19 protein-coding genes are annotated in these 24,535 nt (G+C 46.1%); 10 read left to right on the top strand and 9 right to left on the bottom strand.

Annotated features, from left to right (window positions below; genetic code table 11):
• Positions 1-123 precede the first annotated feature (123 nt).
• The 4 genes from pdhR to lpdA all read left to right on the top strand — a co-directional run bounded on the left by pdhR (position 124) and on the right by lpdA (position 7,205).
• Complete coding sequence (pdhR, locus tag AC3D28_RS08305) at positions 124-891, top strand: pyruvate dehydrogenase complex transcriptional repressor PdhR (protein WP_098414844.1); 768 nt, start codon at positions 124-126, stop codon at positions 889-891.
• A gap of 47 nt (positions 892-938) precedes the next feature.
• On the top strand, positions 939-3,602 hold the full coding sequence (aceE, locus tag AC3D28_RS08300) for a pyruvate dehydrogenase (acetyl-transferring), homodimeric type (RefSeq protein ID WP_488534506.1): 2,664 nt from the start codon (positions 939-941) through the stop codon (positions 3,600-3,602).
• Positions 3,603-3,621: 19 nt separating this feature from the next.
• The gene (aceF, locus tag AC3D28_RS08295) at positions 3,622-5,511 is read left to right on the top strand and encodes a pyruvate dehydrogenase complex dihydrolipoyllysine-residue acetyltransferase (RefSeq protein WP_488534505.1); all 1,890 of its coding nucleotides are present in this window, start codon (positions 3,622-3,624) and stop codon (positions 5,509-5,511) included.
• 266 nt (positions 5,512-5,777) lie between these two features.
• Positions 5,778-7,205, top strand: a complete 1,428-nt coding sequence (gene lpdA / locus AC3D28_RS08290) for a dihydrolipoyl dehydrogenase (RefSeq protein ID WP_098414847.1) — start codon at positions 5,778-5,780, stop codon at positions 7,203-7,205.
• A 141-nt stretch (positions 7,206-7,346) separates the two neighbouring features.
• On the opposite strand, the gene AC3D28_RS08285 is transcribed toward lpdA, so the two are convergent.
• Positions 7,347-7,961, bottom strand: a complete 615-nt coding sequence (locus tag AC3D28_RS08285) for a LuxR/HapR/OpaR family quorum-sensing transcriptional regulator (protein WP_488534504.1) — start codon at positions 7,959-7,961, stop codon at positions 7,347-7,349.
• A 319-nt stretch (positions 7,962-8,280) separates the two neighbouring features.
• On the opposite strand from AC3D28_RS08285, the gene hpt reads away from it, so the two are divergent.
• A complete protein-coding gene (gene hpt / locus AC3D28_RS08280; RefSeq protein WP_098414849.1) occupies positions 8,281-8,811 on the top strand; it encodes a hypoxanthine phosphoribosyltransferase in 531 nt (176 codons plus the stop codon).
• A gap of 76 nt (positions 8,812-8,887) precedes the next feature.
• Here the strand turns inward: hpt and can are convergent, their stop codons facing one another.
• Positions 8,888-9,556 carry a carbonate dehydratase gene (can, locus tag AC3D28_RS08275; RefSeq protein WP_098414850.1) on the bottom strand — a complete coding sequence of 223 codons (669 nt, stop codon included), beginning with the start codon at positions 9,554-9,556 and terminating at the stop codon, positions 8,888-8,890.
• A gap of 276 nt (positions 9,557-9,832) precedes the next feature.
• Here can and AC3D28_RS08270 point away from each other — a divergent pair, with 276 nt between their 5' ends.
• The 3 genes from AC3D28_RS08270 to AC3D28_RS08260 all read left to right on the top strand — a co-directional run bounded on the left by AC3D28_RS08270 (position 9,833) and on the right by AC3D28_RS08260 (position 13,451).
• Positions 9,833-11,503, top strand: coding sequence for a SulP family inorganic anion transporter (locus tag AC3D28_RS08270; protein ID WP_488534503.1), 1,671 nt, complete (start codon positions 9,833-9,835; stop codon positions 11,501-11,503).
• Positions 11,504-11,762: 259 nt separating this feature from the next.
• Positions 11,763-12,680 carry an ABC transporter ATP-binding protein gene (locus AC3D28_RS08265; protein WP_098414852.1) on the top strand — a complete coding sequence of 306 codons (918 nt, stop codon included), beginning with the start codon at positions 11,763-11,765 and terminating at the stop codon, positions 12,678-12,680.
• On the top strand, positions 12,681-13,451 hold the full coding sequence (locus AC3D28_RS08260; RefSeq protein WP_098414853.1) for an ABC transporter permease: 771 nt from the start codon (positions 12,681-12,683) through the stop codon (positions 13,449-13,451).
• Between the two features lie 78 nt (positions 13,452-13,529).
• On the opposite strand, the gene panC is transcribed toward AC3D28_RS08260, so the two are convergent.
• From panC to sfsA, 7 genes are all read right to left on the bottom strand, one after another.
• Positions 13,530-14,444 (bottom strand): pantoate--beta-alanine ligase, encoded by a 915-nt coding sequence (panC, locus tag AC3D28_RS08255; RefSeq protein WP_488534502.1) that lies wholly within the window; start codon positions 14,442-14,444, stop codon positions 13,530-13,532.
• Positions 14,445-14,455: 11 nt separating this feature from the next.
• Positions 14,456-15,250, bottom strand: coding sequence for a 3-methyl-2-oxobutanoate hydroxymethyltransferase (panB, locus tag AC3D28_RS08250; RefSeq protein WP_488534501.1), 795 nt, complete (start codon positions 15,248-15,250; stop codon positions 14,456-14,458).
• Between the two features lie 24 nt (positions 15,251-15,274).
• Positions 15,275-15,760: a 2-amino-4-hydroxy-6-hydroxymethyldihydropteridine diphosphokinase gene (gene folK, locus AC3D28_RS08245; protein WP_488534500.1), complete on the bottom strand. Its 486-nt coding sequence runs from the start codon at positions 15,758-15,760 to the stop codon at positions 15,275-15,277.
• Positions 15,757-17,124 (bottom strand): polynucleotide adenylyltransferase PcnB, encoded by a 1,368-nt coding sequence (pcnB, locus tag AC3D28_RS08240; RefSeq protein ID WP_488534499.1) that lies wholly within the window; start codon positions 17,122-17,124, stop codon positions 15,757-15,759. Before pcnB ends, folK begins: the two co-directional genes overlap by 4 nt.
• Before the next feature lie 101 nt (positions 17,125-17,225).
• The gene (gene gluQRS, locus AC3D28_RS08235; protein ID WP_488534498.1) at positions 17,226-18,089 is read right to left on the bottom strand and encodes a tRNA glutamyl-Q(34) synthetase GluQRS; all 864 of its coding nucleotides are present in this window, start codon (positions 18,087-18,089) and stop codon (positions 17,226-17,228) included.
• Positions 18,090-18,276: 187 nt separating this feature from the next.
• Positions 18,277-18,723 carry an RNA polymerase-binding protein DksA gene (gene dksA, locus AC3D28_RS08230; protein WP_098414858.1) on the bottom strand — a complete coding sequence of 149 codons (447 nt, stop codon included), beginning with the start codon at positions 18,721-18,723 and terminating at the stop codon, positions 18,277-18,279.
• 136 nt (positions 18,724-18,859) lie between these two features.
• Entirely contained in the window at positions 18,860-19,576 is a 717-nt protein-coding gene (gene sfsA, locus AC3D28_RS08225; protein ID WP_098414859.1) for a DNA/RNA nuclease SfsA, read from the bottom strand.
• A 69-nt stretch (positions 19,577-19,645) separates the two neighbouring features.
• Here sfsA and hrpB point away from each other — a divergent pair, with 69 nt between their 5' ends.
• Together hrpB and mrcB are read left to right on the top strand one after the other, a co-directional pair.
• On the top strand, positions 19,646-22,114 hold the full coding sequence (gene hrpB, locus AC3D28_RS08220) for an ATP-dependent helicase HrpB (protein WP_488534497.1): 2,469 nt from the start codon (positions 19,646-19,648) through the stop codon (positions 22,112-22,114).
• Entirely contained in the window at positions 22,107-24,479 is a 2,373-nt protein-coding gene (mrcB, locus tag AC3D28_RS08215) for a penicillin-binding protein 1B (RefSeq protein WP_488534496.1), read from the top strand. The genes hrpB and mrcB overlap by 8 nt, the downstream gene beginning before the upstream one ends.
• Positions 24,480-24,535: the final 56 nt, after the last annotated feature.

The following is a 24,535-nucleotide window of genomic DNA, read 5'->3' as shown; positions in this document are numbered from 1 at the left end:
TAGGCTCGTTCTATGATTTGGGTCAAATTTTGGCTGGACAGTGACGTTTTTATTATGTTAATTTCTGCACCAACTTAAAATTGGTATTACCAATTACCTGTAAGAGTAGAAGAACAATAATTTATGGCTTATCAAAGGATTCGTCAGCCAAAGCTCTCTGATGTTATAGAACAAGAGTTAGAAAGGCTGATTGTGGAAGGAACATTGTCTCCGGGGCAACAATTGCCCCCCGAGCGCGAACTGGCAAGACAGTTCGATGTGTCTCGTCCTTCAATCCGGGAAGCTATTCAACGCTTGGAAGCGAAACGTCTGTTAACTCGTCGTCAAGGCGGCGGGACATACGTAAGTGAAAATATCTGGAAAAGCTTTTCAGATCCCTTGCTAAATTTATTGTCTAGCCATTCTGAAACCCAGCTTGATGTGCTTGAGTCTCGTCATGCAATGGAAGGGATTTCAGCTTACTTTGCAGCTTTACGGGGTACCGAAGAAGATTTTGCACGCATTCAAGGTTGTCTTGAGCGGATCAGTAAACAGCAAGCAAACAACGATATTGAAGCAGAGTCAGCAGAAGTGATGCAGTTTTTGATTGCTTTAACAGAAGCGGCTCACAACGTCGTTCTGCTGCATATAATTCGTAGCTTAGCCCCCTTGCTTGAGCAAAATATTCTACAAAATTTCAAATTACTACGTCGCCGCCCTGAAGCGGTTGAGAAAGTGAGTAAACACCGAGCCAATATCGTGGATGCGATTGTTTCTGGTCAGCCTGAAAAGGCGCGAGAAATGTCCCACTCGCACTTGGCTTATATCGAAGAAACATTGTTGGATTTGACTCGAGAAGAGTCTCGACGAGAGCGTTCTCTACGTCGAATTCAGCAGGGTAACGACTCGTAGAGCGTTACTTAAATAAGTAGATCCAACCAACAGAAGGATAGATCGCCATGTCTGATATGAAGCATGACGTAGATGCACTGGAAACTCAAGAATGGCTACAAGCGCTTGAGTCAGTTGTACGTGAAGAAGGTCTAGAGCGTGCTCAATTCTTATTAGAGCAAGTTCTAGACAAAGCACGTCTAGACGGTGTTGATATGCCAACAGGTATCACAACTAACTACATCAATACGATTCCTGCAGACCAAGAGCCAGCTTACCCTGGTGACACAACACTTGAGCGCCGTATTCGTTCCATTATCCGTTGGAACGCCATCATGATCGTCCTACGCGCTTCTAAGAAAGACCTAGAGTTGGGCGGCCACATGGCGTCTTTCCAGTCTTCTGCTGCATTCTACGAAACATGTTTCAACCACTTCTTCCGTGCACCAAACGAGAAGGATGGTGGTGACCTAGTTTATTACCAAGGTCACATTTCACCGGGTGTTTACTCGCGTGCATTCGTTGAAGGTCGTCTAACTGAAGAGCAGCTAGACAACTTCCGTCAAGAAGTGGACGGCAAAGGTATTCCTTCATACCCGCACCCTAAACTGATGCCTGAATTCTGGCAGTTCCCAACGGTATCGATGGGCCTAGGTCCTATCGCCTCTATCTACCAAGCTCGTTTCCTTAAATACCTAGACGGCCGTGGCATGAAAGACACGTCTGAACAGCGTGTATACGCGTTTCTAGGCGATGGCGAGATGGATGAGCCAGAATCACGTGGTGCAATCTCTTTCGCTGCGCGTGAGAAGCTAGACAACCTATGTTTCCTCATCAACTGTAACCTTCAGCGTCTAGACGGCCCTGTAATGGGTAACGGTAAGATCATTCAAGAACTTGAAGGTCTATTCAAAGGTGCTGGCTGGAACGTAGTGAAGGTAATCTGGGGTAACAACTGGGATGCACTACTTGCTAAAGATACGTCTGGTAAGCTTCTGCAGCTGATGAACGAAACCATCGATGGCGACTACCAAACCTTCAAATCAAAAGATGGCGCGTACGTACGTGAGCACTTCTTTGGTAAATACCCAGAGACAGCGGCACTTGTTGCAGACATGACTGACGATGAAATCTTCGCACTTAAGCGTGGTGGTCACGAGTCATCTAAGCTTTACGCGGCATACAAAAATGCAGCAGAAACTAAAGGCCGTCCAACCGTCATCTTAGCGAAGACGGTTAAAGGTTACGGCATGGGTGAAGCGGCTGAAGGTAAAAACATCGCGCACCAAGTTAAGAAGATGGACATGACTCACGTATTACACCTACGTGATCGCCTAGGCCTACAAGAGCTTCTGACTGACGAAGTAGTGCAAGAGCTGCCGTACCTGAAACTTGAAGAAGGTTCAAAAGAGTACGAATACCTACACGCTCGTCGTAAAGCGCTACACGGTTACACGCCGCAGCGTCTACCAAAATTCACTCAAGAATTCATCGTTCCTGAGCTAGAAGAATTCAAGCCGCTACTAGAAGAACAGAAGCGTGATATCTCTTCAACTATGGCATTCGTACGTGCACTAAACGTTCTACTTAAGAACAAGAACATTGGTAAGAACATCGTTCCTATCATTGCTGATGAAGCACGTACATTCGGTATGGAAGGCCTGTTCCGCCAAATCGGTATTTACAACCCACATGGCCAGACTTACACACCGGAAGACCGTGGCGTGGTTTCTTACTACAAAGAAGCGACTTCAGGTCAGGTTCTACAAGAAGGTATCAACGAACTAGGCGCTATGTCTTCATGGGTTGCGGCGGCAACGTCATACTCGACCAACGATCTACCAATGATTCCGTTCTACATCTACTACTCAATGTTCGGCTTCCAACGCGTTGGTGACATGGCGTGGATGGCGGGTGACCAACAAGCACGTGGTTTCCTACTAGGTGCAACTGCTGGTCGTACAACGTTGAACGGTGAAGGTCTACAGCACGAAGACGGCCACTCGCACATTTTGGCGGGTACAGTTCCTAACTGTGTTTCTTACGACCCAACATTCGCGTACGAAGTTGCAGTCATCATGCAAGACGGTATCCGTCGCATGTACGGTCCAGAACAAGAAAACGTGTTCTACTATCTAACACTAATGAACGAAAACTACGCAATGCCAGCAATGCCAGAAGGCGCTGAAGAAGGCATCCGTAAAGGTATCTACAAGCTAGAAACCTACGTTGGTGACAAGGCTAAAGTTCAGCTAATGAGCTCTGGTACTATCATGAATGAAGTTCGTCAAGCGGCTCAAATTCTAAGTGATGATTACGGCGTTGCTTCTGATGTTTACTCTGTAACTTCATTTAACGAATTGACTCGTGATGGTCAGAATGCTGAGCGTTTCAACATGCTTCACCCAGAAGCAGAAGCGAAAGTACCTTACATCCAAACAGTAATGGGCAGTGAGCCAGCTATCGCAGCAACTGACTACATGAAGAACTACGCAGAGCAGGTTCGTGGATTCATTCCTGCTGAGTCTTTCAAAGTTCTTGGTACGGATGGCTTCGGTCGTTCAGACAGCCGTGAAAACCTACGTCGTCACTTCGAAGTGAACGCAGGTTACGTCGTAGTAGCAGCGTTAACTGAACTAGCGAAACGTGGCGAAGTTGAGAAATCTGTAGTTGCAGAAGCAATTAAGAAATTCGACATCGACACAGAGAAAACAAACCCGCTATACGCTTAATTAAGAAGGTAGATAAGAAATGGCAATCGAAATTAATGTACCAGACATCGGTGCGGATGAGGTTGAAGTTACTGAGATTCTTGTAAGCGTTGGCGACAAGGTTGAAGAAGAGCAGTCTCTGATCACAGTTGAAGGCGATAAAGCTTCTATGGAAGTGCCTGCTTCTCAAGCGGGTATCGTTAAAGAAATCAAAGTTGCAGAAGGCGACACGGTTTCTACTGGTTCTCTAATCATGATTTTCGAAGCCGAGGGTGCAGCTGACGCTGCACCTGCTCCTGCGGCAGAAGCAGCTCCAGCAGCGGCTCCAGCTCCAGCAGCAGCGGCAGAACTAAAAGAAGTTCACGTACCAGACATCGGTGGTGATGAAGTCGAAGTGACTGAAATCATGGTTGCCGTTGGCGACAGCATCGAAGAAGAGCAATCTCTTCTAACGGTTGAAGGCGATAAAGCTTCTATGGAAGTGCCAGCGCCATTCGCAGGTACGCTAAAAGAGATAAAAGTAGCAGCAGGCGATAAAGTTTCGACTGGCTCTCTAATCATGATTTTCTCTACAGAATCTGGCGAAACTGCAGGTTCAGGTGTTCCAGCAGCAGAAGAAGCACCAGCGGCGGCTCCAGCAGCGTCTGCAGCGAAAGAAGTGAACGTTCCAGATATCGGTGGCGACGAAGTCGAAGTGACTGAGATCATGGTTGCCGTTGGCGACACAGTGGAAGAAGAGCAATCTCTGATCACTGTTGAAGGTGACAAAGCTTCTATGGAAGTGCCTGCACCATTCGCTGGTACCGTTAAAGAAATCAAGATTGCAGCTGGCGACAAAGTGTCTACTGGCTCACTAATCATGGTATTCGAGGTTGCAGGCGCAGCTCCAGCTCCGACAACGGCTCCAGCTCAAGCGGCAGCACCTGCAGCTCCGGCTCCTAAAGCAGAAGCGCCAGCTGTACCAGCAACAACTGGTGATTTCAAAGAGAACGACGAGTACGCGCATGCGTCTCCAGTTGTTCGTCGTCTAGCGCGTGAATTTGGCGTTAACCTGTCTAAGGTTAAAGGGTCTGGTCGTAAGAGCCGTATCCTGAAGGAAGACGTTCAATCTTACGTGAAAGATGCACTTAAGCGTCTTGAGTCTGGCGCAGTTGCAGCAGCATCTGGCAAAGGTGACGGCGCTGCTCTTGGTCTTTTACCATGGCCAAAAGTGGACTTCAGCAAGTTCGGTGAAACAGAAGTTCAGAAGCTGTCTAAGATCAAGAAGATCTCTGGTGCTAACCTACATCGTAACTGGGTGATGATCCCACACGTTACACAGTGGGATAACGCAGACATCACGGCGCTAGAAGCATTCCGTAAAGAGCAGAACGCGATCGAAGCGAAGAAAGACACAGGCATGAAGATCACGCCACTTGTGTTTATCATGAAAGCCGTGGCTAAAGCACTAGAAGCGTTCCCAGCGTTCAACTCGTCTCTATCTGAAGATGGTGAAAGCATCATTCTTAAGAAGTACGTCAACGTGGGCATCGCAGTCGATACACCAAACGGTCTGGTTGTTCCTGTTTTTAAAGATGTGAACAAAAAAGGCATTTACGAGCTATCTGAAGAGCTAATGGTGGTTTCTAAGAAAGCACGTTCTGGCAAGCTAACATCGTCTGACATGCAAGGTGGCTGTTTCACCATCTCTAGCCTTGGCGGTATCGGCGGTACAGCGTTTACACCAATCGTAAACGCGCCAGAAGTTGGTATCCTAGGTGTGTCTAAGTCTGAGATGAAGCCGGTATGGAACGGTAAAGAGTTCGAACCGCGTCTACAACTTCCACTGTCTTTATCATACGACCACCGTGTGATCGATGGTGCTGAAGGTGCGCGATTCATCACTTACCTAAACTCATGTCTATCTGACATTCGTCGTCTAGTTCTTTAATAGAAACTAGATGAATGAGAGGCGGCAATTTAGCCGCCTCTGCTAATCATAATTACCGATAATTTGATGTTCACCCTTGCTTAGCTCTGGGTTTTTACAATCGAATTGTTGTCTAGCTCACAGGCTAAATTGATTTACTTTTCACACCATTAACATCTCTGTAAACTGTTAGTGGTCTGAAAATAACTGTTTAAAACCAGTCTCTCTTAAACATAAAAATCGATACCCACTCAGCCTGTTAGGGATAATGACTACAAGAGGTCAAAATGAGCAAAGAAATTAAAGCCCAAGTTGTTGTACTTGGTTCTGGTCCTGCTGGTTACTCCGCTGCATTTCGTTGTGCGGATTTAGGTCTTGAAACTGTATTAGTTGAACGTTACAGCACGCTTGGCGGTGTATGTTTGAACGTGGGTTGTATCCCATCTAAAGCACTGCTTCACGTTTCTAAAGTAATAGAAGAAGCGAAAGCGATGGCTGACCACGGCGTTGTATTCGGTGAGCCTCAAACAGACATCAGCAAGATCCGTATCTGGAAAGATAAGGTTGTTAACCAACTGACTGGCGGTCTAAGCGGCATGGCTAAGATGCGTAATGTTACGGTTGTTAACGGTTACGGTAAGTTCACTGGCCCTAACTCTATCCTTGTAGAAGGCGAAGGTGAGTCGACAGTTGTTAACTTCGACAACGCAATCGTTGCGGCGGGTTCTCGTCCAATCAAACTGCCATTTATCCCGCATGAAGACCCACGTATTTGGGACTCAACTGACGCTCTTGAACTGAAAGAAGTGCCAGAAAAACTGCTTATCATGGGTGGTGGTATCATCGGTCTAGAAATGGGGACGGTTTACCATTCTCTAGGTTCTAACGTTGAAGTTGTTGAAATGTTTGATCAGGTAATCCCTGCGGCAGACAAAGATATCGTGAAAGTCTTCACTAAGCGTATCAAAGACAAGTTCAAGCTCATGCTAGAAACGAAAGTAACCGCAGTTGAAGCCAAAGAAGACGGTATCTACGTTTCAATGGAAGGCAAAAAAGCCCCTGCTGAAGCAGAACGTTACGATGCGGTTCTTGTCGCTATCGGCCGTGTACCAAACGGCAAACAACTCGATGGTGAACAAGCGGGTCTAGAAATCGACGAGCGCGGCTTCATCAACGTTGATAAGCAAATGCGCACTAATGTACCTCACATCTTCGCGATCGGTGACATCGTTGGTCAACCAATGCTTGCGCACAAAGGTGTGCATGAAGGTCACGTGGCAGCTGAAGTTATTGCAGGTAAGAAACACTACTTTGACCCTAAAGTTATTCCTTCAATCGCGTACACTGAGCCAGAAGTCGCTTGGGTTGGTAAGACTGAGAAAGAAGCGAAAGAAGAAGGCATCAAATACGAAGTGGCAACATTCCCATGGGCCGCTTCCGGACGTGCAATCGCATCTGACTGCGAAGATGGTATGACTAAGCTTATCTTCGACAAAGAGACACACCGCGTAATTGGTGGTGCTGTCGTTGGTACTAACGGTGGCGAACTGCTGGGTGAAATCGGCCTCGCGATCGAAATGGGTTGTGATGCAGAAGATATCGCGCTAACTATCCATGCCCACCCAACGCTACACGAGTCTGTCGGTCTAGCTGCTGAAGTATTCGAAGGTTCTATCACTGATCTTCCAAACAAAAAAGCAGTAAAGAAGAAGTAAGCTTTTTCTGATTGAATAACATAAACCGCTGCATTGCAGCGGTTTTTTTATGCTTGCTCAATAGCCATACAAAAGCGCAGTAAGTGACAGATAAAGACAAGCCCACCATGTGGTGGGCTTGTCTTTATCTCAAGTTAGGCTCTAGTGTTCATGGTTGTAAATACAAAGCATATCTAAGTATGAATGAACCAGTTGCTGAAGCTCTGCTTCACCTTTAGAGCGGTTCGCTTGAACAAACAGCGAGTAACAAATGCCGTGGAACAAGTTTGCCAAATGTTCTGGGTCATGCTGTTCACGGACTTCACCACGTTCAATCGCTTTCATGAACATGTTTTGTACCAGCAGTTGATTGGTCTTATTGGTTGAAACAAACAGCGGCCATACCTCGTCACGAGTTGAAGCACTCCATTCGAACCACACTTTCAACCAATGGCAATCTTGGCTTATCAATTCGATCATTGCGTTGGCGATATTCGCAATATTGTCACGAGCGTGTATGTCTAAGTCAATGTTATCCGAAAGGAAGTTCGAAAATTGGCGTACTACATGGTTGAGTACTTCATCAACGAGATCTTCCCGAGTTGGGAAGTAGTTAAACACGGTAGCAACAGAAACTTGAGCGATTTCTGCGATATCAGCGTGACCACCACGGCCAATGCCACGGCGAGCAAATACTTCGAGTGCGATTTCCATCAATTGTTGCTTACGCTTGATAGGGGAAAGCCTAGTTCTCGGTCTCTTTGCAATTGAGTCCATATCCATTTTTCCTTGCCATTTGAGTTGATGTTGGGGGTTATCCCCTAATTGATTATTTTAATAATTGTTTAAAGCATTGATGAGTGTAATGGTGCATATGAGCAAGGTCAATATCTAGAGGGGGATTTATATACAGGGGTATCAATATAATTGATAACTTGAGCTGTTAATTTTATAAAACTAAGCCTTTCTTTCAAGAGTTTTTGGTGATGGGATGCGACTTTCAACCCAATCAGCGGGGTGATACACTACACGCCGTAAGATTAGGTGATCGTTTGCGTGCGACTTACCTCAACCCACAAATTAGATTGAGCACAGTATGAAACATACAATAGAAGTCATGATTTCTGAGCAAGAAGTTCAGGAGCGAATTCGTGAATTAGGCAAACAAATTACAGAGCGTTATCAAGGTAGTGAAGATCTTGTTTTGGTAGGTCTATTGCGTGGTTCCTTTGTATTTATGGCCGATTTAGCACGTGCTATCGAACTGACTCACCAAGTTGATTTTATGACGGCGTCTAGCTATGGCAACACGATGACAAGCTCGCGTGATGTGCGTATCTTGAAAGATTTAGATGACGATATCAAAGGCAAAGACGTTCTGCTCGTTGAGGACATTATTGATACTGGTAACACGTTGAATAAAATCCGTGAAATCTTATCTTTGCGAGAGCCGAAATCTATTGCAATCTGTACGCTGTTGGACAAACCGTCTCGTCGTGAAGTGAATGTCCCTGTCGACTGGATCGGTTTCGAAATTCCAGATGAATTTGTTGTTGGTGTGGGTATCGATTACGCCCAGAAATACCGTCACCTACCGTACATCGGTAAAGTTATCCCTCAAGAGTAATCAAGGGTCGTGAAAACAATTATCAAATATAAAAAACGCCCAAAAGCCTGGGCGTTTTTTTATTGAGTTTGGTTGCTTAACGACACAGCAGTTCGTTGTCCGGATTTAAAATCATCGAAAGGGCTTTCTGGTAAGAAGCTTCAACGGTTGCTTGCGAGTTTGAACGAATGCCCAAGTATTCCAAACGTCCATCTTCAATACCATAGACCACGCCATGTACTTCTACATCTTGGCCGCGCTGCCAAGCGTTTTGCATGATGGTCGAGTTGCCTAGGTTATACACTTGTTCTGCAACATTAAGTTCGCCTAATTTATCCGCACGATCGTGTTCTGGCATCTGCTCTAGATAAGAGCGGTGCTTGAAATAGATATCCCTAATATGGAGCAACCAGTTGTTAATAAGGCCTAATTGAGGATTATCTATGGCCGCATTGACACCACCACAACCATAGTGGCCACACACAATAATGTGTTTGACTTTAAGAACGTCGACCGCATATTGAACTACCGAGAGGCAATTTAGGTCGGTGTGGATGACTTGGTTTGCAACATTACGGTGAACGAATAGTTCACCGGAGTATAGCCCGGTTAATCGTTCTGCAGGTACGCGACTATCAGAACAGCCAATCCAAAGAAAATCGGGTTTTTGACCCTCTGCGAGTTTAGCGAAATATTCAGGTCGACCAGATTTGATCTCTTCTGACCATTTTGAATTGTTTTCAAATAACTGTTTAATTTCCGGCATCTTGCAAACTACTTCCTTTAAAATATAAAAGCACTGACGGCCATGTGAATATAGCAAGCGATCAGAGTTGTAACTATACACAATGTTACAATTTCGATCTCGTTAATTCTTTATCAGACTGGACTCATCTGACTTGTTCCAGCGAATAAATCCGTACAATTGAGCCGAGTTATTTTTTGACAAAATATAGCCGTAACGTATTTATGGTTTTATTTTTGATATGTCTCGTTAGAGTAATACTATTTTCTTTTTTTATTTACAGCAGGGAACTAAGCAGTGTTCGGTAGTCGTTTTGAAGATATCAATTTCAAAGGAGATGTATTTGGCGGGGTAACCACGGCGATAATCTCTCTTCCTTTGGCGTTAGCGTTCGGTGTTGCCTCTGGTGCAGGGGCAGAAGCCGGTCTTTGGGGCGCCATTATGGTGGGCTTATTTGCCTCGTTGTTCGGTGGCTCGAATACGCTGATATCAGAGCCAACCGGACCGATGACGGTAATCATGACCGCAGTTTTGACCAGTATGATGACCAAGTATCCGGAAACGGGGATGGCCATGACGTTTACCGTGGTGATGATGGCAGGGGCGTTTCAGATCTTACTGGGGACTTTAAAACTTGGTAAATACGTGACACTGATGCCTTATAGCGTGATTTCTGGCTTTATGTCGGGAATAGGCGTTATCCTGATTATTCTACAGTTATCGCCATTGATGGGACATGCCGCTCCTGCTGGTGGTGTGCTCGGAACGCTCTCTTCCTTACCAGAGACCATTTCTCACCTCAAGTTCAGTGAATTGTTTTTGGGCTTGCTGACTTTAGGCATCCTTTTTTTCTTCCCGAAGCAATATCGGAAATATGTCCCAGCGCAGCTGGTGGCTTTAGTTACCGTGACTGTGTTGTCGATGATTTTTTTTGATACTGAAGCTATCCGCCGCATCGGTGAAATTCCTGCAGGGTTGCCTTCTCTTATCGCGCCACACATTAACCCTGAGATGTTCGTCGAAATGGTTATTGATGCGTTAGTCTTAGGTACGCTAGGTTGTATCGACACATTGTTAACTGCCGTGATTGGGGATTCGTTGACGCGTAAAGAACATGACTCAGATAAGGAACTTCGAGGTCAGGGGTTAGCGAACATGATCTCTGGTTTGTTTGGTGCTTTGCCTGGCGCAGGTGCAACCATGGGCACTGTCACCAATATTCAAGTTGGTGCCCGTTCGCCCTTATCTGGTGTGATCCGTGCGCTTATGCTGGCATTGGTGGTGCTTGTTGCTGGTGGGTTAACTGAGCCCATCCCAATGGCGGTACTGGCAGGGATTGCGGTGTATGTTGGCTTTAATATTCTGGATTGGAGCTTTATTCAGCGTGCCCATAAAGTGAGCTTTTCGGGGATGGCGGTGATGTACGGCGTGATGCTGTTAACGGTGTTTGTGGATCTGATCGTGGCGGTTGGGTTAGGAGTGTTCATTTCTAATATTATTATCATTGAACGCTTGAGCCGAGAACAGGCTCGTCAAGTGAAAGCGATCAGTGATGCGGATGAAGACGATGTGCCGTTGACAGACAGTGAGCGGGAGTTATTGGAGCGCGCTAACGGTAAAGTACTGTTCTTCTATCTGTCTGGACCCATGATCTTCAGTGTATCCAAAGCGATTTCTCGTCAGCACTCCAGTATTTCTGACTACGATGTGATGATCCTCGATCTTACCGATGTGCCAATGATTGATGTCACCGTGGGTTTGGCTCTGGAAAATGCGATTAAAGATGCTTTGGATGCGCATTGTGCCGTATATCTATTATGTCCAAACCAGCAAACGCGAGAGCAATTAGAGAAATTTCACGTTATTGACCTTGTGCCTGATGCCAATTTGTATCAGTTCCGTTATGAAGCTTTAAATGCCACAGTCGCACATGTAGAGGCCGATCAATATCACCGCATTACGGCGTAGTCATTGGGTTAATTGACAACGCAGCGGGGGGAGCTTCCTGCTGCGTTTTTATTTTGTAATATGAGAAGGTCATTTTCATAACCCTAAAGTGGGTAGGGGTGATACTTCCATTATTATGGAAGGGTTTAATTGTAATCATCGTTATTCAACGATAAACTGATGTATCTTCAGTACAATACCCATGACGTTTCTAGTATTAAATCGCAGATAAATGTTTCATCGGTATTAGTCATCACAAACCAATGGCAACTACTACGCTATGTACGCATTAGAAATTGAACAGCTACGCAAGACGTATGCAGGCGGCTTTGAGGCGTTAAAAGGTATTACTCTTCAAGTTAAAAAAGGGGATTTCTACGCGCTTCTGGGTCCAAATGGTGCAGGAAAATCAACCACTATCGGCATCATCTCTTCTTTGGTGAATAAAACGTCCGGAACGACAAAAGTTTTCGGTTACGACATTGATACTGATCTGGAACTGGCAAAACAGAACTTAGGTCTGGTACCACAAGAGTTCAACTTCAACCAATTCGAAACCGTTGAGCAAATCGTGATACAGCAAGCCGGTTACTATGGCGTGTCTAAAGTGTTAGCGAAAGCGCGCGCAGAGAAATATTTGAAGAAGTTAGAGTTGTGGGAAAAGCGTAAAGAACGCGCCCGTAACTTGTCTGGCGGTATGAAGCGCCGTTTGATGATCGCTCGAGCATTGATGCATGAACCGCAACTGTTGATCCTTGATGAACCAACCGCCGGGGTCGATATTGAATTGCGCCGCTCTATGTGGGACTTCTTAAAAGAGATCAATCAAGAGTTGGGTATTACCATTATTTTGACCACGCACTATCTAGAAGAAGCGGAGATGTTGTGTCGCAATATTGGCATTATTCATCGTGGTGAGCTGATCGAAAATACCACGATGAAGGCACTGTTAGGCAAGTTAAGTGTGGAAACTTTTATTTTGGATATTGAATCCGATAGCGAAGTTCCAGTGCTTGACGGCGTGAGTCAACAGCATATCGTTAACGGCTCATTAGAGATTGAACTGGATAAAAGCCAAGGTTTGAATGCCGTGTTCAGCCAGTTAACCGAGCATGGCATTAAAGTACTGTCAATGCGTAACAAAGCCAACCGACTTGAAGAGTTATTTGTCAGCATTGTCAGAGGGGGGAGCAAGTAAATGTACGGATTATATTGGACGGCATTTCGCAGTTTGCTGAGTAAAGAGATCACACGTTTTACGCGAATTTGGGTACAAACCTTAGTGCCACCTGCGATTACAATGACGTTGTACTTCATCATTTTCGGAAACTTGATCGGTTCACGTATCGGTGAAATGAGCGGCTTTAGTTATATGGAATATATCGTCCCTGGTTTGATCATGATGTCAGTGATCACCAACTCCTATTCCAATGTCGCCTCATCGTTTTTTAGCGCGAAACTGCAGAAAAACATCGAAGAGTTATTGGTCGCTCCGGTGCCTAATTACGTGATCATTTGGGGCTACGTGATGGGTGGAGTGACAAGAGGCTTACTGGTCGGCGCGATTGTCACTTGTGTTTCTTTACTGTTTGTTGACCTGCAAGTGGAGCACTGGGGCATTATTGTCGCAACGGTATTCATGACGTCGGTCGTGTTTGCGCTTGGCGGGTTGATCAATGCGGTATACGCGAAAACATTTGATGATATCTCTATTATTCCAACGTTTATTTTGACGCCGCTGACCTATTTAGGCGGGGTATTTTATTCGATTAGTCTGTTGCCTGAGTTTTGGCAAGGAGTGTCTAAAATTAACCCGATCGTTTATATGGTGAATGCGTTCCGCTACGGTTTCTTAGGGGTGTCTGATGTTGGAATCGTCACTTCATTTAGTGTCTTGGCGATATTCGTCATCGCGTTATACGCGGTTGCGCATTACTTAGTTACGAAGGGGATTGGCTTACGCTCGTAAGTTAAACATCGTCATGAAATACAAAAAAGGTCGACAGTGAGTCGACCTTTTTTATGTTCGTGAAGTTCAAAGCAATGCTTACTCGGCATCTTCTGAGTTGGCATCGTTAGATACCACTTCATCCTTTACTTCTTTCGCTTCGACAACCATATCGACCGTTTGGTTATCGATAAGACGCGCTTTACCCAAGAATGCAGACATCAAGATCACCGCTTGTGTTGTGTCGGCAGTGATGGATTGTAACGTACGAGCATCTCGGATGAATATTTCATCAGGGTGTAAGCCAGCGGCGCGAAGTTGGTCGCTCGCATCTTCAATAATCGAGGCATAGTCGTCACGGCCGCCACGAATAGTGCTGCTAATCCAACGCATAGTGCGAGCCAATACAGGCGCACGCTGACGTTCATCCAGCGTTAGCAGACTATTACGTGAACTCATTGCCAGTCCATCCATTTCACGCACGGTTGGAACACCGATGATTTCAATATCCATTGCGAGATCAATGACCATCTTGCGGATAACAGCAAGTTGTTGAAAGTCTTTTTCACCGAAACAGGCCACATCCGGTTGTACGATGTTAAATAGCTTATTCACGATGGTAGTCACACCACGGAAGTGTCCTGGGCGAGAAGCGCCTTCTAAAATGCTCGAAAGGCCGGGAACATCAACCGAAGTCTGTTTATCAAGCCCGTCGGGATAGATAACTTCTGGTGTCGGCGTGAATACCACATCCACCCCTTCCGCCGTGAGCTTGCTTAAATCTTCTTCAAGTGTACGTGGGTAGTTAGTTAAATCGTCTGCACGGTCAAACTGCATCGGGTTAACAAAGATGCTTACAACAACGATATCAGCGTATTCGCGTGCTTGACGAACTAATGTTAAGTGACCTTCATGAAGGTTGCCCATGGTTGGGACAAACGCGACTTTACGCCCTTCACGTTTATAGGTTTTGATTTGTTCACGAATTGCTGAGATTTCCGCAAAAGTTTGCATGCATTTATCCTCTAGGCAATGGTATGAGCGTCGTCTGGGAATACACCCTTTGCAACATCTTCTTTATATTTTGCAACGGCTTTGCGCATATCACCGGTTTCCGCAAGAAAGTTTTTGGAGAATTTAGGCATGTAGTTAGCCGAAATGCCAAACATGTCATGCATCACAAGAATTTGACCGTCAGTAACGTTGCCTGCACCAATACCGATAACTGGCACGTCGAGCACTTGGGTAATGCGTTGTGCCAATTCTGCAGGGACACATTCTAATAGTACAATTTGAGCCCCGGCTTCTTGCAGTGCGAGGGCGTCTTTGATCATGCGATCCGCATTTTCTTGATCGCGGCCTTGTACTTTATAACCACCGAAAATGTTAACGGATTGAGGGGTTAAGCCAAGGTGAGCACAAACAGGAACGGCACGTTGAGTCAACATTTTCACGGTATCAACTAACCAGTCCCCACCTTCAATTTTGACCATATTGGCACCAGCACGCATCAGTGTCGCCGCATTTTCGCAAGCTTGTTCTGGCGTGGCATAGCTCATGAATGGCATGTCTGCCATCAGTAAACAATTTGGACTGCCAGCGCGTACGCAGCGAGTGTGGTAAGCGATATCTTCTACCGTGACGGGAAGCGTATCGTTGTGGCCTTGCAAAACCATACCTAATGAATCGCCGACAAGAAGGACTGGCATTTCTTGGCTTTCAAAAAGTTGGGCAAAGCTCGCATCGTAAGCGGTCGAAGTAGCAAATTTACGACCTTCTTGTTTCCACTTGATGAGGTCGTTGATGGTGATTTTTTTCATGGTTTTATCCTTACTAGGAGTTGGCTATGGCAGCCAAATACTGAGGCCATTTCTATCTACTTGTTTGAGTAGAGAAGAGACCTCGGTCCCATCAGGGAGTTGTAAACTTGGTGCAATTTCCGCAAGAGGGTAGAGTACGAATTCACGCTCTTTCATTCCATAATGAGGAACAGTAAGCCTTGCGGAATGAATCACCTCATTACCATAAAGCACAATGTCGAGGTCCAACGTTCTGGGTCCCCAACGTTCGTCTTTACGGACACGCCCCTGTTCTTGCTCAATAGCTTGAGTGCAATCGAGTAACTCAATCGGCGTCAAACTGGTGTTAATCGCCACAACCGCATTGATGTAATCTGGTTGATCCTGTGGTCCCATCGGTGCGCTGCTGTAAAGCGAAGAAGCTTGAATAAATTCTGATTTAGGCAGTGCTTTTAGTGATTCAATTGCATGTTTCGCTTGGCTGACAGGATCAGCCAAGTTACTGCCTACCGCAATATACGCAGTGATCACGATTTAGGCTTACTTTTTTTCTTGCGGTAGTTTTTACGACGGCGTTGCCCTGATTTAGGGGCTTGACTGTCTAAATCGGCTGTCATCGCTTGACGCATTTCTCGGCCGGCATTTTGGAAAGTTTCCCACCACTTAGCAAGCTGCTGAGTTTCATCGCCTTCAATTTCACCGCGCATTTCAAGAAAATCATAGCCTGCTCTGAATTTATTCAGCTCCATAAGACGAGATGCACGCTTGCCATTGCGTCGAGGAAGACGTAATTGTAGTTGCCAAATCTCGCGAATGGTCGCGGTATGACGTCGTGGAATGGCAATCGTACGGACTTGCTCGTCGAGAATAATGTTGCTCGCTTCCATAACGGCGTCGTAATGGTCTAGATTCAGCTCTTCCATGAGTTTGTCGGCTTTGGCGCACAGTGGATACCACAACATCGCTGCAAACATGAAGGCAGGATTGATGCGTTTGCCATCTTCGATGCGCATGTCGGTGGAGTCCAGCACCAGATCCAACATTTGCTCAGTGCGTGATGAGTAATCTTCGGTGAAGTGTTCGGCAATCGTCGGGAAAAGCTGTTGGAATAGGTTGTATTCGCGCAGCAGGTGGTAGGTTTCTAAACCATGACCTGATTGCAACAGTTTTAACGACTCTTCAAAGAGACGAGCGGAGGGGATCTCACGCAGCAACGGAGCCATGTCTTCAATGGGCGCGGCAGTATCTTCTTCAATATCGAAGTCGAGTTTCACAGCGAAACGAATGGCACGCAGCATGCGCACGGGATCTTCACGGTAACGAGTCTCTGGCTCGCCAATCAAACGAATGAGGCGGTCTTCGAGATCTTCGATACCACGAGCGTAGTCGTGAATAGAATAGTCCGCGATGTTGTAGTACATCGAGTTGATCGTGAAGTCACGGCGCTCAGCATCTTCATCAACCGTGCCGTACACGTTGTCGCGCAGCAGCATACCTTCTTTCGATTGCTGAGAAGTGCTCTTGTTCTTTTGTTCTTGGTGGTGACCACGGAAAGTCGCAACTTCAATGATGTCCCGGCCAAACATAATATGGGCCAAGCGAAAGCGGCGACCAATCAAACGGCAGTTTCTAAATAGCTGTTTGATTTGTTCCGGTGTTGCGTTAGTCGCAATGTCAAAGTCTTTTGGTTTCTGTCCAAGCAACAAGTCTCGAACCCCGCCACCCACAAGAAAAGCGTCGAAACCAGCACCATTTAGGCGGTACAGTACCTTCAGTGCATTATCACTGATCTGTTTACGCGAAATGTTGTGCTCTTCACGAGTTATTACATTGAGAGCGAGCTCTGGAATAGTGGCAGGTTCGCTTGGAGTATAGTCGTTTGTATTCATGTGCATCTGGCAATAACTGGGTTTAATCCAATCTTGCTTTGGTTGAGTATCTGTGCCCTAAGGCTGATTTTGCGGCTAATGATAGCCTACACAGTGCCATTTGAGAATCACAGTGTGATCTCGTTCTCTGCTGGAAGCTGTTCCAAGCGCCAGTTTTTGCAGCCCCAACGAAGAATTTCTTCGATGTTGGCGGCTTTTATATCTTCAGGGATATCAAACCCTAAAAATGTCATAGCGCGCAACAGAGTTGGCCTCGGGTTGTCTATATCAATGGCCGTCGCGTGATTTTGTTTCGATAGTTTATTGCCGTTATTGTCCATCGCCAGTGGTAAATGCAAGTAGCGAACCTCTGGCTGTCCAAGGATTTGGTATAAGCTGATTTGGCGTCCAGTGGGTTCAATTAAATCTGCCCCTCGAACGACTTCGGTAATACCTTGGTTGATGTCGTCTAATACTACCGCAAGATTATACGCAAATAACCCATCTCGACGTTTAATAATGAAATCTTCATTAGCTAATTGCTCAGGAATCGTAATCGTTCCACGCTTTTGGTCGAAAAAGTGTTCAATGGGCTTGGTCATTTTTAGGCGAATTGCGCCGTCTTTCAAGTTTTTATCTCGACAAATACCAGAATAAAAGCCGCCATGCTCTCTTATTTGCTTGCGAGTACATTGACAATAGTAGGCATCCCTATTTGTTAACCAAGCATCAACTTGTGCTTGGTAGAAGTCATGACGTTGACTCTGATAAACCACTTCGTCGTCCCAATGCAGTTGGTACGCTTGGAGAGCATCAAGGATGATTTGCGCCGCCCCTGGCATTTCTCTCGGTGGATCGAGATCTTCAATGCGGACCAACCATTTGCCATGATTTGCTTTCGCTTGGAAGTAACTACCAAGAGCGGCAACTAAGGAACCAAAATGTAGTGGCCCAGAAGGAGATGGGGCGAATCGGCCAACATAGCGTGTCATGCGTGTGCCTCTAAAAAAATAGGCTTACCTAATCAAAAATAAATTATATCAATCTAAATAAGTACTTGCTTATGCAAATGAGATAGCTCGAACGTAGATGGTATCCACGATAAAGTGTTCAGTGAGATGTTGCCAAAACAAAAAGGGAGCCAGAGCTCCCTTCAATAATCAAAAAATGCTTGGTTGATTAACCTTGCATCTGCTTCTCTTTGATTTCTGCAAGTGTTTTACAGTCAATACAAAGATCAGCGGTTGGACGTGCTTCAAGACGGCGAACGCCAATCTCTACACCACAAGATTCACAGAAGCCGAAATCGTCTTCTTTGATTTTGTCCAAAGTCTTTTCAATCTTCTTGATCAAACGGCGTTCACGGTCACGGTTACGCAGTTCTACGCTGAACTCTTCCTCTTGAGAGGCGCGGTCAACTGGATCTGGGAAGTTTGCTGCTTCGTCTTGCATGTGGTGAACAGTACGATTCACTTCAGCTCTTAGTTGGTCACGCCAAGCAGATAAGATTTTCGTAAAGTGTTCAACCTGCTCTGGTGACATGTATTCTTCACCAGGTTTTTCCTGATATGGCTCCACGCCTGCAATGGCTAGGATGCCTATCGTTTTTTTCTTTGATTCTGGCATACAGCATCTCCTACTTACACCTAGTCAACTGCTCCGCAGTCAATTTAAGGCGGGTATCTATAGCAAAAAGAGGCGGTGCAAGCAAATACTGAATCGCAAAGTTATCGTCAATGTGAAGACAACATCATTTTTTCTCTTAATTGATAAAATCAATAGTGGAAATCAGCTGCATTCCAGTATTGCTCAGTTCAGCTTTGTAGCAGAGAACTTCCACTCCAGCGTCTTGTGCTTGTTTGAGTAATAGTGAATATTTCGCGTCTATATGGCGTGCCGCGGATACTTTTTCAATACCTGAATGTAAAACAGTGAATAAAAGTATGGCTCTACTTCCATTTTGTGCCATTTCTGTGAGCTCTCTCAGATGCTTTTGTCCTCGAGTCGTGACTGCATCAGGGAAGTATCCTTGTCCAGTTGATCCTGCCTCATCAAGAAGTGTGACACTTTTCACTTCTATATAGCACTTCGGTTTGTCGCTTGCGCAGAGCAAGATATCAATTCGGCTATTTTCATTTCCGTATTTCACTTCTGTTTGAAGTGTGTCATAACCACAAAGCTCTGAAATGACCTTGTTTTCGATAGCTTCAACCGCCAATTGATTCGCTCGAGCAGTATTAATACAAATCCTGTGCCCCTCTGGCGTTTCACTGAGCTCCCAGCTATTTGGGTATTTACGTTTTGGATTATCGGAAGTGGAATACCAAACTTTGTTGCCCGGCGTGGCACAACCTGTCATTGCGCCTGTGTTCGCGCAATGGATCGTGCGGATTTCACCAGTGTCGAGTTTGATGTCGGCAAGGAATCGTTTATAGCGTTTGAGTAGAGTAGCGGACTCTAAAGCGGGTTCGAAATGCATGTGTTTATTTATTTAGACGAGAATTTTTTATGTACAATGTTGCCAACATTACACCACAAGGTATTTCCTTTGTCACAATTGCCGATTGAAGCCGTGATGCCTCAGCTGTTGACGGCGGTTAAACATCAACATCAAGTGATCTTAAAAGCGGCACCTGGTGCGGGTAAGTCGACTTATTTTCCGTTGCAATTACTTCTAACCCAGTCCGTCTCTGGAAAAATTATCATGCTTGAACCAAGGCGATTAGCCGCGCGTAATATTGCCCGTTACCTTGCCAAGCAGTTAGGAGAAAAGGTTGGTCAGCGCGTTGGTTATCGTGTTCGCGGCGAGACAAAGGTAGGCTCAGCAACGCAGCTGGAGATTGTCACGGAAGGGGTCATGACACGCATGATTCAAAATGATCCTGAGCTGGATGGGGTTGATTTACTGATCTTTGACGAGTTCCACGAACGCAGCATTCATGCCGATACGGCTTTAGCTTTTAGTTTAGAGGTGCAAGAAGCGTTGCGTGACGATCTCAAGTTGGTGGTAATGTCGGCAACGTTAGATCAAGGTGCCTTACAATCGTTATTACCGGAAGCAAGTTACATTGAATCAAAGGGGCGCAGTTTTGCGGTAGAAACGCGTTATATGCCTTTAGGGATAAATGACCATCTACCGGCGAGGATGGCGAAAACGATTCAAAACCTGATGAATGAAGAGTCAGGCTCTTTATTGGCTTTTCTGCCCGGAGTGGCAGCGATTAACCAAGTCGAAGAACGGCTATCGCTGTTGGCGGATGATATTGAGGTGTGTCCACTTTATGGTCAACTGAATTTCGCTGATCAGCAAAAAGCGATTGCGCCTGCAGAACAGGGAAAGCGAAAGGTGGTATTGGCGACGAACATCGCCGAAACTTCATTAACGATCGAAGGGATCCGTCTTGTTGTTGATTCCGGATTAGAACGTATCGCGCGTTTTGATTTGAAAAATGGATTGACGCGCTTAGAGCAAGTTCGCATTGCGCAATCTTCCGCGATTCAGCGCGCAGGACGAGCCGGACGGACAGAAGAGGGAGTCTGTGTACGCCTTTATTCTGAAAGCCAGTTTAAGCAGCAGCCTCAAGTCTCTCAGCCGGAAATGCTTCATTCCGATTTGGCCAGTTTAGTTATGGAACTCGCCTTTTGGGGCGCTCACGATATCCGCGAACTAAAATGGCTTGATATGCCTTCTTGTGCTGCTTTAAAGCAAGCGAAACAATTATTGACATCACTCGGTCTGTTGACGGTTCAAGGTCAATTGACCTCCGAGGGTAAACAAGCGCAGCAACTTGGTGTGGAACCCAGAGCCGCGGCGATGTTAATCCAATCGCAATCCTACAGTGACAAGATGTTAAATACGGCTTTGGCCGCGGTCGCCCTTATTGAAGAGCCTGAGCGTAACGTGACGAGTATTGCTCATAGCCTGCATCGCTGGATGGTCGGTGTTCACCCTAAAAAGTCGCAGCTGTTCAAGCGTGCTCAATCTCTTGCGTACAAATTGGATACGGTATTTGACCTGAAAGGCGTGGATGAACAAGCATTACCGCTGGTGTTAAGTTTGGCGTTTCCCGATCGCATCGCACAACAACGAGCGAATCAATTCGGTCGATTTACGTTGGCGAATGGTCACGGTGCGGAATGTCGTCCGGAAGAAATGTTGGGCAACTGTGAGTATTTGGTGGCGGTTGATTTAATGCGTTCACGCTCTAATTCGAGCCAAATACATTTGGCGTGTGAATTGAACGTCAATATGTTGCGAGCAACTTTTGACTCGCTATTTTCATCTGAAGAAGTGGTGGATTGGGACGAAAAAAGAGGGCGTTTAGTCGCTGAACACCAAACAAAGCTCGGTCAGTTAGTGATTGAGCGAGAGGGATTGCCGAGCCCGAGTCAAGAAAAAATGACACAAGCTTTACTCACTTATGTTCGTCGTCAGGGCTTGCAAAGTCTAAACTGGACACCCGCATCAGAACGTCTTTTAGAACGAATTCGCTGTGCAGTGGAATGGCTCCCTGAACAACCATGGCCGAGCTTTGAAAACTCTGAGTTGCTCGATTCGTTGGAGGAGTGGTTGGAGCCGTATATGGTTTCGGCCTCATCGGTAAAAGAGTTACATAACATTAATATAGTTGAAGCGCTAAATGCTCGTTTAGGATGGCCGCTCAACCAGAACCTCGATCAATGGTTGCCCGAGCATTACCAATTATCGACGGGAACGAAGAAGCGTATCCGTTATCAGTATGGACATGACCCGGTGCTGTCGGTGCGCATGCAAGAGGTGTTTGGTGAAAGTTCATCACCTACATTGGCACTTGGACGAAAGCGCTTAATCTTGGAGTTACTTTCTCCTGCACAGCGCCCACTTCAGATGACGTCGGATCTCGCCGCCTTTTGGCGGGGGAGCTACAAAGAAGTGCAAAAAGAGATGAAAGGACGTTATCCGAAGCACGTATGGCCTGATGATCCTGCCAATCATACAGCAACCACGAAAACAAAAAGACAATTGAATAATGACTAACAGTAAAAAGCCTAGCGCGAAAAAAGCGCCAGCGAAGAAGAGTACAACCAAGAAAGGGCCGACAAAACGAACTCGACGTACGCCGAGTAAGAAGCCCACCAACGAGAAACGCTCTTGGCTCAAAATTTTGTGGTCATTGAGCTGGAAAGCCGGTGTTGCGCTTGCTGCTGTATTACTGTTTGTCGGTATCTATTTACACAGTGTGGTGAAAGAGCGCTTCGACGGCCAACTGTTTGAGTTGCCAACGGTAGTATACGCCCGTATTTTGAACCTAAGCCCTGGTGATAACATTACCATTCAAGAGCTCCGCAATGAGCTTGATGTATTACATTACCGCAAGGTGAGCCAACCTCGTTATCCAGGTGAATATTCTTCTTCTACAACTCGTATTGAGTTGATTCGTCGTCCGTTTGAGTTTACGGACGGACCTGAGCCTGATCGCCATGTGATGCTGCATTTTTCAGACTCAGGGCTGCACCGGATTCAGTCTCTAGAGTCTCGTGGTGAGCTCGGTTATTTGCGTCTCGAACCGAAAATGTTGGGGATGTTAGAGAAAGGCCAAGATGAACAGCGCTTATTCCTTCGCCGAGATCAGTTCCCAGAAATTCTAGTCGATGCGCTGCTTGCGACTGAAGATCGAGATTTCTATCAACATGATGGCGTTTCTCCATTGGCCATCGCACGGGCATTGGTGGCGAATATTAAGGCGGGTCGCACGGTTCAAGGTGGCAGCACCTTAACTCAGCAGTTGGCAAAAAACCTGTTTTTAACCCGTGATAAAACCTTATGGCGCAAAATACGAGAGGCTTATATTGCGTTAATTTTGGATTATCGCTATAGCAAAGATCGTATCCTAGAGGCGTACTTGAATGAGGTGTACTTAGGCCAAAACGGCGGTGAAGCGATTCATGGGTTTGGGTTGGCATCACGCTACTACTTTGGGCAACCGATCCAAGAGCTGCGTATTGACCAACTGGCGATGTTGGTCGGTATGGTCAAAGGGCCGTCTTACTACAACCCAATTCGTTACCCTGACCGCACCAAAGAGCGTCGTGATCTGGTGTTACGTTTGTTGATGCAGCAAAACATACTGACATCTCAACAATATGAACAAGCGGCCAGTCGCCCGCTTGATACTCAAAGCAAGCCGCGCATTGCCAGCCGTCAGCCAGCTTACTTCGAACAGCTGAGCATTGAGTTGAAAGAGAAAGTTGGTCAGCAATTCAAGGCAGAAACGGGACTACGTGTGTTTACGTCTCTCGATCCTGTGTCGCAAAGCAAGATGGAAGAGGCGGTGGCGAAACAGATCCCACAGCTCGCAAAACGAGGTGGCAAAGAGTTGGAAGCGGCGGCGGTAGCGGTTGATCGTCACAGTGGTGAGATCCGCGCGATGGTCGGCGGTAAACGAGTCGGCTACGAAGGGTTCAACCGTGCACTCAATGCCAGTCGCCCAATCGGCTCTTTGGTGAAACCAGCCATTTATCTGACTGCTTTAGAGCAACCGGATAAATACCACTTAGGGACGACCTTACACGACACGCCATTAAGCTTAAAAAGTAATGAAGGTACGGTTTGGACACCGCGTAATTATGATCGCAAATTCCGTGGTGATGTGCCACTGTACCTTGCATTAGCGAAGTCGCTAAACGTACCGACGGTGCGCTTGGGGATGGAGTTAGGTATCCCTGAAGTGTCTGAAACGTTGGCGCGTTTGGGGGTCGATAAAGATGAAATACGCCCTGTTCCTTCTATGTTTTTGGGCGCTTTTTCATTAACGCCTTTTGAAGTCGCCCAGATGTATCAAACGCTGACGAACTCAGGTAAGCGGGCGAAATTAACCGCACTTCGATCGGTGATAGATATGCAAGGAAATGTGCTGTATCAATCCTTGCCTCGTTCATCAAGATCTGTGGATGAGCAGGCAGCTTGGTTAACCACCTACGCGATGAAGCAGGGAGTGGCGCAGGGCACAGGCCGATTCTTACAACACCAATTTGCTTGGGCGGCGCTGGCTGGGAAAACCGGTACCAGTAACGATAACCGAGACAGTTGGTTTGTTGGCATCGATGGCCGTGAAGTGACCACTATTTGGCTTGGTCGTGATGATAATAAACCCGTCAACCTCACCGGTTCGAGCGGTGCATTACGAGTGTATGCGGAATATTTAAAGCAACGCATTCCTGAGCGCTTAGTGCTCCCGTGGCCAAGAGAAATCACGACTTTGGGCTTTAAACCGATGTCCGGTGGTAGCTTGCAAATGAATTGTCGTAGTGATTATAAGCTGCCAATTTGGGATAAAACGGGGCAGATCAAACAGCAGTGTGAGAAAAAATCGAATTGGTTGAATAGTTTATTTGATTGGTAGTGTCGCCAAATTGTTAACATTAACTTGTCTCACTGGTCAATTATTAGTACATATTA

This window comes from Vibrio sp. TAP-3B (genome assembly GCF_057784735.1).
Note: the sequence above shows the minus strand (reverse complement) of the source record. Positions and strands in the feature narration are given on the sequence as shown.